We start from the raw sequence: 17,888 nt of genomic DNA on the forward strand, positions 1-17,888 counted from the left end.
TGCAGCACCCGTCGCCGCGCCCCCGTCGACCGAACAAAAGGGCCGCCCGAATTCAAACCAACACCCACATCACAGTCCCCAACGGCGGCACGCTCACGGACACAGAGTCCGTCTTCCCATGCCAAGGCACAGCAGAACTCTCGACGATCCCGTTGCCGACACCGCTCCCGCCATACACAGCGTTATCCGTATTGATGATCTCGCGATAAGCCCCCGCCACAGGAACCCCCAGCCGATACGAATGCCGAGGCAAAGGCGTGAAGTTGCACACCGCAATCACGAACGACCCGTCGCGCGCCCGCCGGACAAAGGCAAACACCGACTGGTCCGCATCGTCATGCACGATCCACTCGAACCCCGCAGCCTCGTTGTCCAGCTCGTGCAGCGCGGGAAAGTGCCGGTACACGTTGTTCAGGTCGCGCACCAGCCGCCGAACCCCTTGATGCGGTGCATGTTCCAGCAGATGCCAGTCCAGCCCACGGTCCGCATCCCACTCGGAAAACTGCGCGAACTCGCCGCCCATGAACAACAGCTTCTTCCCCGGATACGCCCAGAGATAGCCATACAGGTTGCGCAGGCCCGCGAACTTCTGCCACTCGTCGCCCGGCATGCGCCCGATCATCGAGCCCTTGCCGTGCACCACCTCGTCGTGCGACAGCGGCAGCACGAAGTTCTCGGTGTGCGCGTACATCAGGCCGAACGTGATCTGCTGGTGATGGTGCTTGCGATACACCGGGTCGGTGCCCGCATACGCCAGCGTGTCGTTCATCCAGCCCATGTTCCACTTGTAGTGAAAGCCCAGACCGCCGTCTTCCGGCGGCCGCGTCACGCCCGGAAAACTCGTCGACTCTTCGGCCAGCGTCACCGCGCCCGGTCGCTCCGTGCCCACCACGCGGTTCATGCGGCGCAGGAATTCAATCGCTTCCAGGTTCTCGCGCCCGCCGATCGAATTCGGTATCCACTCGCCTGCCTTGCGGCTGTAGTCGCGGTACAGCATCGATGCCACCGCATCCACCCGCAGGCCGTCCACGCCATAGCGCTCCAGCCAGTACAGCGCATTGCCGACCAGGTAGTTGCGCACCTCCGTGCGCGCGTAATTGAAGATCAGCGTCTGCCAGTCGTTGTGAAAACCCTCGCGCGGATCGGCGTACTCGTACAGCGCCGTGCCGTCGAAGCGACCCAGGCCGTGCGCGTCCGTGGGAAAGTGCGCGGGCACCCAGTCGAGGATCACGCCCAGTCCGGCCGCATGCGCGGCTTCGACGAAATGGCGAAAGTCGCCCGGCGTGCCGAAGCGCGAGGTCGGCGCATACAGCCCGATCGGCTGGTAACCCCACGACCCGTCGAAAGGATGCTCGCTGATCGGCAGCAGCTCGATGTGCGTGAAACCCATGTCCCGCGCATACGGCACCAGCGTGTCGGCCAGCTCGCGGTAGTCCAGCCATTCGTGGCCGTTCTTGCGGCGCCACGAACCCAGGTGCACCTCGTAGATGCTGATCGGCGCATGGCGTTCGTTGGCCTGCGCGCGGCCCTCGGGCATGGCCACCGGCGCGGGCAGCGGCGCCACGACACAGGCGGTATCGGGCCGCATTTGCGACGAGAAGGCAAAGGGGTCGGCCTTGCGCAGCACCTCGCCCTGCGCGGAAAGAATCTCGAACTCGTAGGCGTCGCCGGTGGCCACGTGCGGCGCGAAGATTTCCCACACACCGCACTCGCGGCGCAGCCGCATCATGTGGCGCCGGCCGTCCCAGTTGTTGAAGTCGCCGACCACCGACACCCGCCGCGCATTCGGCGCCCAGACCGCGAAGGCCACGCCCTTGACGCCGTCGATCTCGCGCAGATGCGCGCCCAGCCGTTCCCAGGGCCGCAGATGCGTGCCCTCGGCCAGCAACCACACGTCGGTGTCGCCGAGCACGAACGGAAAACGGTACGGGTCCTGCAGCCGCGAACTGTGCGTGCCCCAGTCGACCTGGAACGAATAGCCCAGCCGGGCCTCCGCCGCCGGCACCAGCGCGCTGAACACGTCGGAGTCTTCCAGCCGCGTGAGCATCGCCAGCGGCCAGCCGGTGCGCGAATGCATCACCGCCACGCTCTGCGCGCCGGGCATCAGGGCGCGCACCACCAGTCCTTCGCGCGTCTCGTGGGGGCCGAGCACGGCGAAGGGATCACCATGCTCGGCGCGCATCAGCGCGCGGACTTCGGATTCGGGCAGCAGAAGCTTCTGGGGCATGGTGATCAGACTTGTCCTTCGCCGGCAGGTTCACCGAGGAAGACACCGTATGGCGCCAGCACCAGCATGCGCCTTTCGCTTTCAGCCTGCACTGTGGTGGTTGATGCGAGCGGTTGTTGGCCGGCGAGCGGCACCAGCCCATCGGGCAAGGGCATCGACACCGGCTCGCTCCCCAGGTTGAAGATCGCCTGCAGCGACTGGCTGCCATCGCGCCGCTCGAACCGCAGCAGCGGCTCGGGCGCATCGAAAAAAACGATGTCACCGGTGCGCAGCAGCGGCTGCGTGCGGCGCCAGTGCAGCAGTGCCTGGCTGAAGGCCAGCATCGAGGCGGCGTCGCCGGCCTGTCGTTCGACGGCCAGCGGCAGGTGCGGGCCGAACATCGGCAGCCATGGCGTGCCGGTGGTGAAGCCGCCATTCGGCGCGTCTGTGGTCCAGGGCATCGGCGTGCGGCAACCGTCACGCCCCTTGAACTCGGGCCAGAAGGCGCGGCCGTATGGGTCTTGCAGCAGCTCGAACGGCACCTCGGCTTCGGGCAGGCCCAGCTCCTCGCCCTGGTAGATGCTGGCGCTGCCGCGCAGCGTGAGCAGCAGGGTCAGCCAGAGCCGGTCGCGCCGCGTGTCGGCGGGGGCTCCGTCGCTCCAGCGCGTGGCGACGCGCGGCACATCATGGTTCGACACCGCCCAGCAGCCCCAGCCATCTGTGGCCGCCAAGGCATGGTCAAGCGCCTCGACCTGATGGCGCAGGTGCTTCGCGCTGTGGTCGGCGGTCAGCAGGCTGAAGCTGTAGGCCAGGTGCAGGCGTTTGCCGCGTTCCGTGTACTGCGCCATGACGGGCGGCGCGTTCTCGTCGCCGACCTCGCCCAGCGCCACCGCGCCGAACCCGTCGAGCAACTGACGCAGGCGCTCGAGAAACACCAGGTTCTCGGGCTGGCTCTTGTCATGCAGGTGCTGCTGCATTGCATAGGGGTTGTCGACGCGCACCGTGCTGACCTCGCCCTGCGATTCGACCGAGGCGGGCGGGTTGTCGCGCAGCAGCGCGTCGTGGAACTGGTGGTTGCAGGCGTCGAAGCGAAAGCCGTCGACGCCGCGCTCGCACCAGAAGCGCACCTCGCCCAGCAGCGCGTCCTGCACGGCGGGGCAATGGAAGTTGAGGTCGGGCTGTTCGGTGAGAAAGCTGTGCAGGTAGTACTGGCGCCGGCGCGAATCCCATTGCCAGGCCGAGCCGCCGAAGACCGAGAGCCAGTTGCTGGGCGGCGTGCCGTCGGGCTTGGGGTCGGCCCAGACGTACCAGTCGGCCTTGGGGTTGTCGCGGCTGGAGCGGCTTTCGACGAACCACGCATGTTGGTCGGAGGTGTGCGAGAGCACCTGGTCGATGATGAGCTTCAGCCCCAGCGCATGCATGCGCGCCAGCATCGCGTCGAAGTCGGCCAGCGTGCCGAACATCGGGTCGACCGCGCGGTAGTCGGCCACGTCGTAGCCGAAGTCCTTCATGGGCGAGCGGAAGAAGGGCGAGACCCAGATCGCGTCGACCCCGAGGCTGGCCACGTGGTGGAGCCGGGCGGTGATGCCGGGCAGGTCGCCGATGCCGTCGCCGTTGCTGTCCATGAAGCTGCGCGGATAGATCTGGTAGATCACCGCGCCACGCCACCATTCGCTGTTGCTGCTATTGCTGCTGCCCATGCCTGCCCCTGTGGTCGGAATTCATTGTGGCATGCGAAATCCGGGCCAGTGATACGGGCTTGCCGGCGTGCAAGCGGCTTGAAGGCCCGCGAAGCTTTCTACACTGGGCGCCGCTTCCGCTTTTCAAAATGACATCAGATTCCGCTTCTTCCCTCGCCGCGCTCGAAGCGCGGCTCGCCCAGGACCTCGAATACCTCGGCTGGCCTGGCCGTCAATGGATGCCCGCGCGGCAGATCGCTGGCGAGGCGGTACTGGACGTGGTCGTCATCGGTGGGGGGCAGGCTGGTCTGGCCGCATCGGTCGCGCTGGCGCAGCAGGGCATTCGCGCCATCGTGTTCGACCGTTCGCCCTCCGGCAGCGAAGGCCCGTGGGCGACCACGGCCCGCATGGAGACGCTGCGCTCGCCCAAGGAACTGACCGGCCCCGCGCTGGGCCTGCCGGCATTGACCTTCCGCGCGTGGTTCGAGGCCCAGTTCGGCCTCGAAGCCTGGACGGCCCTGGACAAGATCCCGCGCCTGCAGTGGATGGACTACCTGGTCTGGTATCGCCGCGTGATGGGCGTGGACGTGCGCAACGACACCACCGTCACCGGCATGCATCCGTTGCCCGATGCGACGGCCGTTCGTCTCGACCTGCGCACGCCGGAGGGCCTGCGCAGCGTGCTGGCGCGCCGCGTCGTCCTGGCCACCGGCCGCGACGGTCTCGGCGGCCCGGCCATTCCCGCCTTCGTGAATGCCCTGCCGCGCTCGAAATGGGCGCATTCTTCCGACGAGATGGATTACGGCCAGTTGCGCGGCCTGCGCGTGGGCGTGGTCGGCGCGGGCTCCTCGGCCATGGACAGCGCGGGCACCGCGCTGGAAGCCGGCGCGCACAGTGTCGAGCTGCTGATCCGCCGGCCCGACCTGCCACGCGTCAACAAGGGCAAGGGCGCCGGCGTGCCGGGGCTCACGCAGGGCCACTACGACCTGCCCGACGAACTGAAGTGGCGCATCCGTCACTACATCAATGTGGCGAACGTGCCGCCGCCGCACGGCAGCACGCTGCGGGTGTCGGTTCATCCGAACGCCTTCTTCAATTTCGGCTGTCCGATCCTGTCGGTCACGCCCGAGGGCGAGGCCATGCGCGTGTCGACGCCCAAGGGCGACTTCGTGTTCGACTTCCTGATCGTCTCGACCGGCTTCAAGGTCGATTGGGCCCATCGCCCCGAGTTCGACGGCATCGCGTCGCACGTGCGGACCTGGAAAGACCGCTTCGTGCCCGCCCCCGGCGACGAAGACCAGGAACTGGCCGACTCGCCCGACCTCGGGCCGGTCTTCGAGTTCCAGCAGCGCGTCCGGGGCGCGTGCCCGGGGCTCGATCGCATCCATTGTTTTTGCTACCCGGCGGCGCTGTCGCACGGCACGGTGTCGGGCGACATCCCCGCCATCAGCGAAGGTGCCAAGCGGCTGGCCAGAGGCATCGCCAGCCTGTTCTACCGCGAAGACTTCGACTACCACTACGCCAACCTCGAGGCCTACAGCGAGCCGGAACTGTTCGGCGACGAATGGGTGCCCGCGCTGCCGCCGTCCGAACGAGACTGAACTTCATGACAAACACCACCGATTCATCTCTCGCCGTCGATGTGCTCGACGCCGCCGTGCCCTTGGCACCGGACCAGCCGACCTGGGCGCTGCGCCGTCAGCGCGACAAGGTCGTCGCCGCGACGCAGGGCAGCTACGACGCGATGTTCGCTCCGACGGTCGAAGGCCTGTCGGTCGCCGAGCGCCTGCTCGTCGCATTGCATGCCTGCCGCGTGTCGAAGGCCGGCAACCTGGCCGCGCACTATCGCGAACGGCTCGTGGCCGAGGGCGCGGACAGCGCCGTGATTGCCGCCGTCGACGGCGGAAAGCCGGCGGCGGATGCACGCCTTGGTGCGGTGCTGGCCTTCACCGGCAAGTTGATCGAACGTCCCATCGAAGGGGACAGGGCGGCGGTCCAGTCGCTCGCAGACTGCGGTCTGTCGACGCCGGCGCTCGTGGCGCTGAGCCAGCTCATCGCGTTCCTGTCGTACCAGATCCGCGTCGCCGCGGGCCTGCAGGCGCTGGCTGCGGCGGAGGTGTCGGCATGACGCTCCCGATCCGCATCAAGGGCTTCACCAACGAGGTGCTGACATGGAAGCCATGGCTGGCCACGGTGAATGTCGACACCGCCACGCCGGCCCAACTGGCGGCGCTGGACGAGATGAGCCCGCAGGCGCGCACCTCGCCGTACTTTCTGGTGCTCGCGCACCAGCCCGAGATATTGCTGCAGCGCTCGATCGCCTTCAACGCGATCATGTTCGCGCCGGGCGGCATGCCGCGCGCGGAGCGCGAGCTGGGCGCCACGGTGGAGTCGCGCGTCAACGGCTGCGTGTATTGCGCCTCGGTGCATGCGCAGCGTTTCGAGCAACTGGCCAAGCGCAACGACGTGATTTCTCAGGTGTTCGAGGAGCCGACGTCCGCCGGCACCACGCCGCGCGAGAAGGCCATCGTCGCGTTCTCGGTCAAGCTGGGTGCCGAGCCGGACAAGGTGTCGGCCGAGGACGTCCGCGAATTGAAGGAGGTCGGGCTGAGCGAGCTGGAAATTCTCGACCTGATCCACTCGGTGGCGCTGTTCGCCTGGGCCAACCGGTTGATGCTCAATCTCGGCGAGCCGGTCTTCCCGGCACCCGCCGCGCTGTAGCTACAGGCGGCCGAGCAGCCCGGCGACGGTTTCGTTCGCCAGGCCCAGCGGCGCCAGCAGGTCGTTCTCGCGCCGGAAGTCGATGCCGTTGACCAGCGAGGCGGCGTCCACGATGGTGCGCGTGGCGGGCGTCGGCACGCCGGCGATGGCGCCCAGCGCCTCGATGAACACGAGGCCGTAGGGCATGTCCTCGGTCACGAAGCGGGTGTCGATGTCGACGGGCCCGGGCGGGCCGCCGCGCTTGGCGTGCAGTTCGGCCGCGATGTCCTCGAGCCGCGTGGATGCGGTGCCGAAGGAGCGCGCGAAGTGCTCCTCGATGGGGCCGACCTCGATGCCGAAGGCCCGGGCCACGGCACGCCGCTCCAGGTCCAGCGCCTCGATCGCGCGGGACACGCCCGGCGTCATGCAGTGGTACTGCGGCCAGTTCTCGGCGCGCTCGATGCGCGTCCAGTTGAAGATCGCGAGCGGGCCGTGCGATTGCGGATTGACGTTGGCCAGGGCGCTGGCGAGCGCGCTGTCCTGCGCGAAGAAGCCGTCGCCGAACAACTCGGTGCACAGCGCAACTGCCTGCGCAACGTGCGCGCCCGGAAGGGCGGACACCCCCACGGCCTTGCGCCGCGTCATGACCTTGACCTGCGTGCCGGATGCGCGGCGCGCGGTCAGCACGGTCGTGCCGAAACTGGCGACGGTCAGCCGCTTGCCGGCGCGCCGGGCGCTTTCGTAAAGATAGAGCGATGACAGCGATGCCATCGAGCTGACGATGACCGTCTGCCCGTCGCGGATGAAGGGCAGCAGCGCATCCATCACATGCCGGTGGCCGTTGACGGGCAGGGCGAGCAGCAGCACGTCCGAGGCGCGGCACAGCTGCGCCGGGTCGTCGGCCACTTCGACCGTCACGTTGCAAGGCTGGACGCCGCTGGCTTCCAGCGCCTGCGTGCGCAGGGCCTCGGCGCCCTGGCCGCCCGGCGACCAGAGCGTGACGGCGTGGCCTGCGTGTCGCAACCAGGCCGCACTGGCCAGCGCAATGGCGCCGGTGCCTGCGATGCCGACCCGGGGAATCTTCTTCGTGGTCTCAGTCAACTTTGATGCTGCCCTGCTTGATCACCTTGGCCCAGCGCTGGCTGTCCTCGGTGATCACCTTGCCCAGCGCCGCCGCGTTGCCGCAGGTATTGACCGCGCCCAGTTGGGCAAAGCGCTGTTTCGTTTCCGGCAGGTTGCACACCTCGACCAGCGCGGCGGAGAGTTTCTCGACGCTCGCGGCCGGCATGCGCGCGGGCGCCATCACGCCGACCCAGACTGGCACTTCCATGCCGGGCAGGCCGGTCGCGTCGCCGACGGTCGGGGCCGTGCCCATGCTGGGCAGGGCCACACGGGAGAAGGTGCCGAGCACGCGCGCCTTGCCGCTGACGACCATCGGCTCGATCGACGCCACGCTGGTGACGATCAGCGCCACCTGTCCGCCGAGCAGGTCGGTCAGCGCCGGCGCGGCGCCGCGGTAGGGCACGTGCAGCAGGTTCACGCCGCTCGCCTGGGCCAGCAGCGCACCCGTCAGGTGCGACACCGTGCCGTTGCCGGTCGAGGCGTAGGTCACTTGCCCCGGCTTGGCCTTGGCGTCGCGCAGCACGTCGGCCAGCGTCTTGTAGGGGCTTTCGCTGCGCACGGACACCGTCATGGGCGTGTCGCCGACCAGTGCCACGGGCACCAGGTCGTGCACCGGGTCGTAAGGCAGCTTGGTTTGAAGATGGGGCGCGATGGTGATGGCGCCGCCCGTAGCCAGCAGCACGGTGGCCCCGTCGGTCGCCTTGGCCACCGCATCGGCGGCCACAATGCCGCCGGCGCCGGCCTTGTTGTCGATGATCACGGGGGCGCCGAGCTTGTCGGTGAGCTTGGCGCCCAGGTAACGGGCGATCACGTCCTGCGCGCCGCCCGAAGCGAAGGGCACGACGATGCGCAGGGGCTTGTCGTTGTGCTGGGCCCACAGGGGCATGGCGGCGAGGCCGGCGGCGGCCGCAAGGCCCAGGGCGAGGTGTTTCAGGCGCAATTTCATGGCATTCCAGGCGGTGCGAAAACATGCCCAAGGGCAAGCAGTTACCCGCGCAACATGCAGGTTACGTGCCCCGAGTCTAGGGTCAGCGGGCCGGGGCTTCGCCCGGGCGCGATAATCCGCCTTCCCCGGCCACCCCGCGCCGGGCTCTTGCCGAGCCGACATGAACCCCAGCTACAAACCCAGCGACGTCGAGTCCGCTGCCCAGGCGCAATGGAGCGCCGCCGATGCCTATCGCGTCACCGAAGACGCGAGCCGCAAGAAGTACTACGCCTGCTCGATGCTGCCGTACCCGAGCGGCAAGCTGCACATGGGCCATGTGCGCAACTACACGATCAACGACATGCTCACGCGCTACCTGCGCATGAGCGGCTACAACGTGCTGATGCCCATGGGCTGGGACGCCTTCGGCCTGCCGGCCGAGAACGCGGCGCTCAAGAACGGCGTGCCTCCCGCCAAGTGGACCTACGAGAACATCGCCTACATGAAGGGCCAGCTCCAGGCCATGGGCCTGGCCATCGACTGGAGCCGCGAGATCGCCACCTGCGATCCGAGCTACTACAAGTGGAACCAGTGGCTGTTCCTGAAGATGCTCGAAAAGGGCATTGCCTACCGCAAGACCCAGGTCGTGAACTGGGACCCGGTCGACCAGACCGTGCTGGCCAACGAGCAGGTGATCGACGGCAAGGGCTGGCGCACCGGCGCCACGGTCGAGCGCCGCGAGATCCCGGGCTACTACCTGAAGATCAGCGACTACGCCGAAGAACTGCTCGAGCACACCCAGCACAAGCTGCCGGGCTGGCCCGAGCGCGTCAAGCTGATGCAGGAAAACTGGATCGGCAAGAGCGAAGGCCTGCGCTTCGCCTTCCCCCATGACATCAAGGGTGCCGACGGCAAGCTGATCCAGGACGGCCGCATGTACGTCTTCACGACGCGTGCCGACACCATCATGGGCGTGACCTTTTGCGCCGTGGCCCCCGAGCACCCGCTGGCCGCGCACGCCGCCACGCGCGACCCCAAGGTCGCGGCCTTCATCGAAGAGTGCAAGAACGGTGGCACCACCGAGGCTGAACTCGCCACGCAAGAGAAAAAGGGCGTGCCTACCGGCCTGACCGTGACGCACCCGATCACCGAGGAGCAGGTGCCCGTGTGGGTCGGCAACTACGTGCTGATCGGCTACGGCGACGGCGCCGTGATGGGCGTGCCCGCGCACGACGAGCGCGACTTCGCCTTCGCCAACAAGTACGGCATCGAGATCATCCAGGTCGTGCTGGTCGACGACGAGCCGCACTTCGACTATCACAAGTGGCAGGACTGGTACGGCGACAAGCAACGCGGCGTGACCATCAATTCCGACAACTTCAGCGGCATGACCTACAAGGAGGCCGTGGCCGCCGTGGCGCATGCGCTGGGCCAGAAGGGCCTGGGCGAGCTGCAGACCACCTGGCGCCTGCGCGACTGGGGCGTGAGCCGCCAGCGCTACTGGGGCACGCCGATCCCGATCATCCATTGCGATGAACACGGCGCGGTGCCGGTGCCCGAGAAAGACCTGCCGGTGGTGCTGCCCACCGACTGCGTGCCCGATGGCTCGGGCAATCCGCTGAACAAGCATGAAGGCTTCCACGCCGGTGTCGTCTGCCCCGTCTGCGGCAAGCCCGCGCGGCGCGAGACCGACACCATGGACACCTTCGTGGATTCGTCGTGGTACTTCATGCGCTATTGCGACCCGAAGAACGACGAAGCCATGGTGGCCGGCGGCGCCGACTACTGGATGCCGATGGACCAGTACATCGGCGGCATCGAGCACGCCATCCTGCATTTGCTGTACGCGCGTTTCTGGACCAAGGTGATGCGCGACTTGGGCCTGGTGAAGGCCGACGAGCCCTTCAGCAAGCTGCTGACGCAGGGCATGGTGCTCAACCACATCTTCTACAAGCGCAACGAAAAGGGCGGCAAGGACTACTTTCCGCCCACCGAAGTCACGACGGTGCTCGACGCGCAGGGCCGCATCACCGGCGGCACCACCGCCGACGGCACGAAGGTCGAGTACGGCGGCGTCGGCAAGATGGGCAAGAGCGAACGCAACGGCGTCGATCCGCAGGACCTGATCGAGAAGTACGGCGCCGACACCGCACGCCTGTACACCATGTTCACCGCGCCGCCGGAAGCCACGCTCGAGTGGAACGACGCGGCCGTGGAAGGCAGCTACCGCTTCCTGCGCCGGGTATGGAATTTCGGCGCGGCACAGGCGGATGTCCAGCCCGTGCCGGCCGGTGGCCAGACCTTCGGCAAGTCCGCCCAGGCGCTGCGCCGCGAGGTGCACACGGTGCTGCGCCAGGTCGACTACGACTACCAGCGCATGCAATACAACACGGTGGTGTCGGGCGCGATGAAGCTGCTCAATGCGCTCGAAGGCTTCAAGCCCGATGGCAGCAGGGGCGATGCGGCCGCGCTGCGCGAGGGCTTCGGCATCCTGCTGCGCTGCCTGTATCCGGCCACGCCGCACATCGCCCAGCAACTCTGGAACGAACTCGGCTACGACAAGACCTTCGGCGGCCTGCTCGATGCGGCCTGGCCGACGGTCGACGTCGGCGCGCTCCAGCAGGACGAGATCGAGCTGATGCTGCAGGTCAACGGCAAGCTGCGCGGCAAGTTGCTCGTGCCCGCCGGCGCCTCCAAGGACGAGATCGAGAAGCTGGCGCTCGCCTGCGACGACTTCGTCAATTTCGCCGAAGGCGCGCCGCCCAAGCGCGTGATCGTGGTTCCCGGCCGTCTGGTCAATGTGGTCCTTTGAACGACTCAAGCATGAACACACGCAATGTCTCGCTGCCGCGCCGCGGCTTTCTCCTCGGCCTCACGGTGGCGGGTGCCTCCCTGGGTTTGGCCGGCTGCGGCTTCGAGCTGCGCAAGGCGCCGGTCTTCGCGTTCAAGACGCTGTCGTTGACGGGCAACACGGCCATGATCAACCAGCTTCGGCGCGAGTTCCGGGCCACGGGCACCGTGACGCTGGTGACGCCCGAGGAAGCCAAGACAGCCGATGCGGTGCTTGAAATCCTCGGTGAAGACCGCGACCGCCTGATCATCTCGACCAATTCGCAGGGCCTGCTGCGCGAGCTGCAACTGCGCCTGCGCGTTCGCTTCCGGCTGCACACGCCAGGCGGCAAGGACCTGCTGCCGGCCTCCGAGGTCTCGCAGACGCGCGACCTGAGCTACAACGAAACCAATGCGCTGGCCAAGGAAGGCGAAGCCGAACTGCTGTTCCGCGACATGCAGGCCGACATCGCCCAACAGGTGATGCGCCGCCTGGCGGCCGTGAAAGAACTCTAGGCCACGGCCCTCGCGATTCCATGCAACTTGCCAGTGCCCAACTCGGTGCCCACCTGCAGAAGGGCCTGAAGCCGCTCTACACGATCCACGGCGACGAGCCCCTGCTCGCGCAGGAAGCGGCCGATGCCATTCGCGCCGCCGCGCGTACGCAGGGCTACACCGAGCGCAGCTCCTACACCGTGGCCGGCGCGCATTTCGACTGGAGCGCCGTGCTTGCGGCGGGCGGCTCGCTCTCGCTGTTCGCCGACAAGCAGATCGTCGAGATCCGCATTCCCTCGGGCAAGCCCGGCAAGGACGGCAGCATCGCCTTGCAGCAGATGGCCGAAGGCGCGCCCGGCAACGACAGCACGCTCACGCTGGTGATGCTGCCGCGCCTGGACAAGGCCACGCGCACCGGCGCGTGGTTCTCGGCGCTCGAGAACAACGGCGTGAGCATCCAGGTCGACCCCATCGAGCGCGCGGCGCTGCCGCAATGGATCGCGCAGCGCCTCGGGCTGCAGGGCCAGCGCGTGATGCCCGGCGACGAAGGCCAGCGCACGCTGCAGTTCTTTGCCGACCGCGTCGAAGGCAATCTGCTGGCCGCGCACCAGGAAATCCAGAAGCTCGCGCTGCTGCATCCGGCCGGCGAATTGAGCTGGGAGCAGGTCGAGGGCGCGGTCAACAACGTGGCGCGCTACGACGTCTTCAAACTCTCCGAAGCCGTGCTCGCCGGCAACCCGCAGCGCGTGGCGCGCATGCTCGACGGCCTGCAGGCCGAGGGCGAGGCCGAAGTGCTGGTGCACTACACGATTGCCGAAGACATCCGCGCCCTGAAGCGCGTGAAAGACGCCATGGCTTCTGGCCGCCCGCTGCCGATGGCGCTGCGCGAAAACCGCATCTGGGGCCCGCGCGAGCGTGCCTTCGAGCGCGTGTTGCCGCGGCTGGACGACCGCATGCTGACCCGGCTGCTGCGCGCCGCGCACCTGGTGGACGGCATCTGCAAGGGGTTGAAGCAGCCCGACTGGCCCGCCAGCGGCTGGCAGGCTTTGCAGCGGCTGGCGCTGATGCTGTGCCGTGCCTGCAGCAGCGCACCGGTTGGCACGCGCCGCGCCTGATCCTGGCGGCTGGAGGCGCCAAAAAGCCTCTGTCAGCCGGGCCACAGGTCGGCGTGGGAAAATGCCGACATGAATGCGTTCAACGTCAGCGAGCACATGCAGACCCTGGGTCTGCAAGCCAAAGCCGCTGCTTTCCTCATGGCCCGTGCGGATGCAGCTACCAAAAACAGAGCATTGAAGGCGCTGGCCCGGCGCCTGCGCGACGCCGGCCCGGTGCTGTCCGTCGCCAATCAGAAAGACCTGGAGCGCGCCACCGCCGCCGGCCTCTCGGCGCCGATGGTCGACCGGCTCAAGCTCACGCCCAAGGTCATCGAGACCGTCGCCCTCGGCTGCGAGCAGCTGGCCGGCATGGCCGATGTGATCGGCGAAATCATCGGCATGAAGCAGCAGCCCAGCGGCATCCGCGTGGGCCAGATGCGCGTGCCGATCGGCGTCTTCGGCATGATCTACGAGAGCCGTCCCAACGTGACCATCGAGGCTGCGAGCCTCGCGATCAAGAGCGGCAACGCCGCCATCCTGCGCGGCGGCTCGGAAGCCATCGAGTCGAACAAGGCGCTGGCGCTGCTGGTGTCCGAGGCACTGGCCGAAGCCGGCCTGCCGGTCGAGGCGGTGCAACTGGTGCAGACCACCGACCGCGAGGCGGTGGGCCAGCTCATCGCCATGCCCGAGTTCGTAGACGTGATCATTCCGCGCGGTGGCAAGGGCCTGATCGAGCGCATCAGCCGCGACGCCAAGGTGCCGGTCATCAAGCACCTGGACGGCAACTGCCATGTCTACGTGGACGACACGGCCGAGTTCGACATGGCGCTGCGCATCGTCGACAACGCCAAGACCCAGAAGTACAGCCCTTGCAACGCCGCCGAAGGCCTGCTGGTGTCGGCTTCTGTGGCCGATGATTTCCTGCCCGAGATCGCCGCCATCTTCGCGGCCAAGGGCGTGGAAATGCGCTGCGATCCGGCGGCGGCCGCCATCCTGCGTGCCGACGCTGCGCTCGATCCGAAGGCCCGGGTGATCGATGCGGTCGAGTCCGACTGGTCCGAGGAATATCTCGCCGCCGTCATCAGCATCAAGGTCGTGGCTGGCGTCGATGAAGCCATCGCGCACATCAACCGCTATTCGAGCCACCACACCGATGCCATCGTCACGCGCGACCATGTGCATGCGCAGCGCTTTTTGCGCGAGGTCGATTCGGCCAGCGTCATGGTCAATGCGAGCACACGCTTCGCCGATGGCTTCGAGTTCGGGCTGGGCGCTGAAATCGGCATCAGCACCGACAAGTTCCACGCGCGCGGCCCGGTCGGCATCGAAGGGCTGACGTCGCTCAAGTATGTGGTGCTCGGTCAAGGCGAAGTGCGGACCTGATGCGCGCCCCTTCGGTCTTGTCATTGGGGCGGCCACCCCCAAATCCTACAATTCCGCTCCACCTCTAAGTACAAATCCAAGAAGGCCGCCGCATGGTTCCGCATCTCGTCACTGCCCTGACCGGCCCGATCAACGAACTGGAGCAGCGGGTACTCGACTCGATGCCAGCCATCGAGCGCTGGTTCCGGCTCGAATGGATGGAGCACACGCCGCCGTTCTACAGCGCCGTCGACATCCGCAACGCGGGCTTCAAGCTGGCGCCGGTCGACACCAATCTGTTCCCGGGTGGCTGGAACAACCTCACCAAAGAGATGCTGCCGCTGGCGGTGCAGGCCGCGCAGGCGGCCATCGAGAAGATCTGTCCGGAGGCGCGCAACCTGCTCGTCATTCCGGAAAACCACTCGAAAAACACCTTTTATCTCGCCAACGTCGCGCAACTCGTGCGTATCTTCCACATGGCGGGGCTCAATGTGCGCGTTGGCTCGATCGATCCGGCGATCAAGTCGCCCAAGAAGATCGAGTTGCCGAACGGTGACACCGTGACGCTGGAGCCGGTGGTGCGCAGCAAGCGTCGCCTGGGCCTGAAGAACTTCGATCCCTGCACGATTCTTCTCAACAACGAGCTTTCTGCAGGAACGCCCGGCATCCTCGAGGATCTCCACGAGCAGTACCTGCTGCCGCCGCTGCATGCAGGCTGGTCGGTGCGCCGCAAGAGCAACCATCTGCACAGCTATGAAGAGCTGTCCAAGCGCTTCGGCAAGCTGCTGGGCATCGACCCCTGGCTCATCAACCCGATCTACGCGCGCGCCGAAGGCGTCGACGTGGCCGAGGGCCGTGGCATCGACGTGCTGACCAGCCATGTCGACGCGGTGCTGACCAAGGTGCGCCGCAAGTACAAGGAATACGGCATCAACGAGAAGCCCTTCGTGGTCGTCAAGGGCGGCCACAGCGGCAGCGGCAGCCCGGGCGTGATCACCGTGCGCGACGCCAAGGACGTCGAGACGCTGATCGGCAAGTCGCGTACCAGCACGTCCTCTGCCGCGAAGACCGGCGCCGGCAGGGACCTGCGCGAGCCGACCGAGCTGATCGTCCAGGAAGGCGTGCTCACCAACGAGCGCGTGCACAACGGCGTGGCCGAGCCGGTCGTCTACATGATGGACCGCTACGTGGTCGGCGGCTTCTACCGCGTGCATGCCGAGCGCGCCGCCGACGAAAACCTCAAGCTGCCCGACGCCAGCTTCGTGCCGCTGGCTTTTTCCGAGAGCGCGCACATGCCGCAGCCTGGCGCCAAGCCCGGCGCGAGCGCGCCGAACCGCTTCTACATGTATGGCGTGGTCGGCCGGCTGGCCATGGTGGCGGCCAGCTACGAGATGGAAGCGACCGATCCGGACGCTGAAATCTACGAATGATTGAAGGGGCACGTTGCGGCGGCGGCGCGCAACGGCAAAATAGCGGCCCCACATCAAAGGAAACAAAAGGGCGGAGGGGATGCGTGGCGGGCGAGAGTCCGCTGCCATAGGTCCCCGGCGTGTCTGACGCGTCGATCAAGCAGCCAGCCCTTTTCCATCGACTTCGTGTCAGCCCCCAAATCTCTCTCAGCCGGCCTGATCGTCGGCGCCATCGGCGTTGTCTATGGCGACATCGGCACCAGCGTGCTGTATGCGGTCAAGGAAGTGTTCGGCCACGGCCATGTGCCGTTCACGGTCGAAAACGTCTACGGCATCCTTTCGATGTTCTTCTGGACATTGACCGTCATCGTCTCCATCAAGTACGTGGTGCTGGTGCTGCGGGCCGACAACGAAGGCGAGGGCGGCCTGGTCGCCATGCTCGCTCTGGCCTCGCGGGCGGTGGCCGACAAGCCCAGGCTGCGCCATCTGCTGCTGGTGGTCGGCATCTTCGGCACATCGCTCTTCTATGGCGACGGGGTCATCACCCCGGCGATCTCGGTGCTGTCGGCGGTCGAGGGCCTGGAGGTGGTGTCGCCGCACTTCACGCACTACGTGATCCCGATCACCCTGGTCGTGCTGTTCTGCCTGTTCGCGGTGCAAAAGCGCGGCACCGCGGGCATCGGCAAATTCTTCGGCCCGATCACGCTGGCGTGGTTCGCAGCGATCGCGGTGCTGGGCGTGTGGCAGATCCTGCACCACCCTGAAATCATCAAGGCGCTGAACCCCTGGTATGCGCTGAAGTTCATCTGGAGCAACCCGGGAACGAGCTTCATCCTGCTCGGTGCCATGGTGCTGTGCGTGACCGGGGCCGAGGCGCTGTATGCCGACCTGGGCCACTTCGGCAAGCAACCGATCCGCATCGCGTGGTTCTCGGTCGTCATGCCGGCCCTGACGCTCAACTACCTCGGCCAGGGCGCGCTGCTGCTGGAGAACCCCGAGGCCGTGAAGAACCCCTTCTTCATGATGGCGCCCGAATGGGCACTGATACCGCTGGTGATGCTGGCCACGGCGTCCACGGTGATCGCGTCGCAGGCGCTCATCACCGGAGCGTTCAGCGTCACACGCCAGGTCATCCAGCTGGGCTACCTGCCGCGCCTGAACATCGAGCACACCAGCGTGCGCACGGCGGGGCAGATCTACATTCCTTTGGTCAACTGGGGCCTGTTCGTGGCCATCGTGCTGGCGGTCGTGATGTTCCGCACCTCGAGCAGCCTGGCCGCGGCCTACGGCATTGCGGTGACCACCGACATGCTGATCACCACGATCCTGACCTTCTTCGTGATCCGCTACGCGTGGAAGCTGCCGTTGGCACTGTGCATCGCATCGACCGCGGTCTTCTTCGTGGTCGACTTCCTGTTCTTCGCGTCGAACCTGCTCAAGCTGTTCGAGGGCGGCTGGTTCCCGCTGATGATCGGCGGCTTCGTGTTCACGCTGATGATCACCTGGAAGGAAGGCCGGCGCCTGATGGGCGAGGCGCAGCACGCCGATGCGATCGACCTGAAGTCCTTTCTTGCCTCGGTGTTCGTGAGCCCGCCGGCGCGCGTCGACGGCACTGCGGTGTTTCTCACGGCTGAGCCCGGCACGGTGCCCAACGCGCTGCTGCACAACCTGAAGCACAACAAGGTGCTGCACGAGCAGAACATGTTCGTCACCGTGCGCAACCACGAGGTGCCCTGGATCCCGATGGACAAGCGCATCGAGATCGAGGCGCTCGGTCACCATTGCTGGCAGATCATGGTGCACTACGGCTTCAAGAACGACATCGATCTGCCGCGTGCGCTCGAACATGCGCGCATGCGCGGCTGCCAGCTGGAGCCGATGACGACCAGCTACTTCCTGTCGCGCGACGTCGTGATCCCGACGCTCGGCAGCGGCATGGCGCCGTGGCGCGAGAAGCTGTTCGCGCAGATGCACCACAACGCGAGCGGGGCGGCTGCGTTCCTGGGGTTGCCGAACAATGCGGTGGTCGAACTGGGCTCGAAGATCGAGATCTGACGGCGGCGGCAC

General features: G+C 66.9%; 13 protein-coding genes. 9 read left to right on the forward strand and 4 right to left on the reverse strand.

Annotation, left to right across the window (positions count from 1 at the left end):
- Positions 1–52: 52 nt before the first annotated feature.
- Both glgB and H7F35_RS14680 read right to left on the reverse strand, forming a co-directional pair.
- Positions 53–2,227: a 1,4-alpha-glucan branching protein GlgB gene (glgB, locus tag H7F35_RS14675; RefSeq protein ID WP_187113555.1), complete on the reverse strand. Its 2,175-nt coding sequence runs from the start codon at positions 2,225–2,227 to the stop codon at positions 53–55.
- A 5-nt stretch (positions 2,228–2,232) separates the two neighbouring features.
- Positions 2,233–3,906, reverse strand: coding sequence for an alpha-glucosidase (locus H7F35_RS14680; RefSeq protein WP_187113556.1), 1,674 nt, complete (start codon positions 3,904–3,906; stop codon positions 2,233–2,235).
- Between the two features lie 128 nt (positions 3,907–4,034).
- Here H7F35_RS14680 and H7F35_RS14685 point away from each other — a divergent pair, with 128 nt between their 5' ends.
- The 3 genes from H7F35_RS14685 to H7F35_RS34785 are packed head-to-tail and all read left to right on the forward strand — an operon-like array spanning position 4,035 to position 6,606.
- Positions 4,035–5,486, forward strand: coding sequence for a SidA/IucD/PvdA family monooxygenase (locus H7F35_RS14685; RefSeq protein ID WP_187113557.1), 1,452 nt, complete (start codon positions 4,035–4,037; stop codon positions 5,484–5,486).
- Between the two features lie 5 nt (positions 5,487–5,491).
- Positions 5,492–6,013 carry a CMD domain-containing protein gene (locus H7F35_RS34780; protein WP_187113558.1) on the forward strand — a complete coding sequence of 174 codons (522 nt, stop codon included), beginning with the start codon at positions 5,492–5,494 and terminating at the stop codon, positions 6,011–6,013.
- Complete coding sequence (locus H7F35_RS34785; RefSeq protein ID WP_187113559.1) at positions 6,010–6,606, forward strand: peroxidase-related enzyme; 597 nt, start codon at positions 6,010–6,012, stop codon at positions 6,604–6,606. Before H7F35_RS34780 ends, H7F35_RS34785 begins: the two co-directional genes overlap by 4 nt.
- On the opposite strand, the gene H7F35_RS14700 is transcribed toward H7F35_RS34785, so the two are convergent.
- On the reverse strand, positions 6,607–7,686 hold the full coding sequence (locus H7F35_RS14700) for an NAD/NADP octopine/nopaline dehydrogenase family protein (protein WP_187113560.1): 1,080 nt from the start codon (positions 7,684–7,686) through the stop codon (positions 6,607–6,609).
- Complete coding sequence (locus tag H7F35_RS14705; RefSeq protein ID WP_187113561.1) at positions 7,679–8,653, reverse strand: Bug family tripartite tricarboxylate transporter substrate binding protein; 975 nt, start codon at positions 8,651–8,653, stop codon at positions 7,679–7,681. The genes H7F35_RS14700 and H7F35_RS14705 overlap by 8 nt, the downstream gene beginning before the upstream one ends.
- Before the next feature lie 160 nt (positions 8,654–8,813).
- Between H7F35_RS14705 and leuS the strand changes: the two genes are divergently transcribed.
- From leuS to H7F35_RS14735, 6 genes are all read left to right on the forward strand, one after another.
- The gene (leuS, locus tag H7F35_RS14710) at positions 8,814–11,444 is read left to right on the forward strand and encodes a leucine--tRNA ligase (RefSeq protein WP_187113562.1); all 2,631 of its coding nucleotides are present in this window, start codon (positions 8,814–8,816) and stop codon (positions 11,442–11,444) included.
- A gap of 11 nt (positions 11,445–11,455) precedes the next feature.
- Positions 11,456–11,977 (forward strand): LPS assembly lipoprotein LptE, encoded by a 522-nt coding sequence (gene lptE, locus H7F35_RS14715; RefSeq protein ID WP_187113563.1) that lies wholly within the window; start codon positions 11,456–11,458, stop codon positions 11,975–11,977.
- Positions 11,978–11,997: 20 nt separating this feature from the next.
- Complete coding sequence (gene holA, locus H7F35_RS14720) at positions 11,998–13,071, forward strand: DNA polymerase III subunit delta (protein ID WP_187113564.1); 1,074 nt, start codon at positions 11,998–12,000, stop codon at positions 13,069–13,071.
- 69 nt (positions 13,072–13,140) lie between these two features.
- Complete coding sequence (locus H7F35_RS14725; protein WP_187113565.1) at positions 13,141–14,433, forward strand: glutamate-5-semialdehyde dehydrogenase; 1,293 nt, start codon at positions 13,141–13,143, stop codon at positions 14,431–14,433.
- A 92-nt stretch (positions 14,434–14,525) separates the two neighbouring features.
- The gene (gene gshA, locus H7F35_RS14730; RefSeq protein ID WP_187113566.1) at positions 14,526–15,842 is read left to right on the forward strand and encodes a glutamate--cysteine ligase; all 1,317 of its coding nucleotides are present in this window, start codon (positions 14,526–14,528) and stop codon (positions 15,840–15,842) included.
- Positions 15,843–16,007: 165 nt separating this feature from the next.
- Positions 16,008–17,876: a potassium transporter Kup gene (locus tag H7F35_RS14735; protein ID WP_187113567.1), complete on the forward strand. Its 1,869-nt coding sequence runs from the start codon at positions 16,008–16,010 to the stop codon at positions 17,874–17,876.
- The last annotated feature ends 12 nt before the right edge of the window (positions 17,877–17,888 follow it).

The organism is Variovorax sp. PAMC26660 (genome assembly GCF_014302995.1).
Classification (GTDB): domain Bacteria; phylum Pseudomonadota; class Gammaproteobacteria; order Burkholderiales; family Burkholderiaceae_C; genus Variovorax.

What these genes read in the sequence shown, in the direction of transcription:
- glgB (WP_187113555.1), bottom strand. Translation starts at nt 2,227, where the DNA reads ATGCCCCAGAAGCTTCTGCTGCCCGAATCCGAAGTCCGCGCGCTGATG.
- H7F35_RS14680 (WP_187113556.1), bottom strand. Translation starts at nt 3,906, where the DNA reads ATGGGCAGCAGCAATAGCAGCAACAGCGAATGGTGGCGTGGCGCGGTG.
- H7F35_RS14685 (WP_187113557.1), top strand. Translation starts at nt 4,035, where the DNA reads ATGACATCAGATTCCGCTTCTTCCCTCGCCGCGCTCGAAGCGCGGCTC.
- H7F35_RS34780 (WP_187113558.1), top strand. Translation starts at nt 5,492, where the DNA reads ATGACAAACACCACCGATTCATCTCTCGCCGTCGATGTGCTCGACGCC.
- H7F35_RS34785 (WP_187113559.1), top strand. Translation starts at nt 6,010, where the DNA reads ATGACGCTCCCGATCCGCATCAAGGGCTTCACCAACGAGGTGCTGACA.
- H7F35_RS14705 (WP_187113561.1), bottom strand. Translation starts at nt 8,653, where the DNA reads ATGAAATTGCGCCTGAAACACCTCGCCCTGGGCCTTGCGGCCGCCGCC.
- leuS (WP_187113562.1), top strand. Translation starts at nt 8,814, where the DNA reads ATGAACCCCAGCTACAAACCCAGCGACGTCGAGTCCGCTGCCCAGGCG.
- lptE (WP_187113563.1), top strand. Translation starts at nt 11,456, where the DNA reads ATGAACACACGCAATGTCTCGCTGCCGCGCCGCGGCTTTCTCCTCGGC.
- holA (WP_187113564.1), top strand. Translation starts at nt 11,998, where the DNA reads ATGCAACTTGCCAGTGCCCAACTCGGTGCCCACCTGCAGAAGGGCCTG.
- H7F35_RS14725 (WP_187113565.1), top strand. Translation starts at nt 13,141, where the DNA reads ATGAATGCGTTCAACGTCAGCGAGCACATGCAGACCCTGGGTCTGCAA.
- gshA (WP_187113566.1), top strand. Translation starts at nt 14,526, where the DNA reads ATGGTTCCGCATCTCGTCACTGCCCTGACCGGCCCGATCAACGAACTG.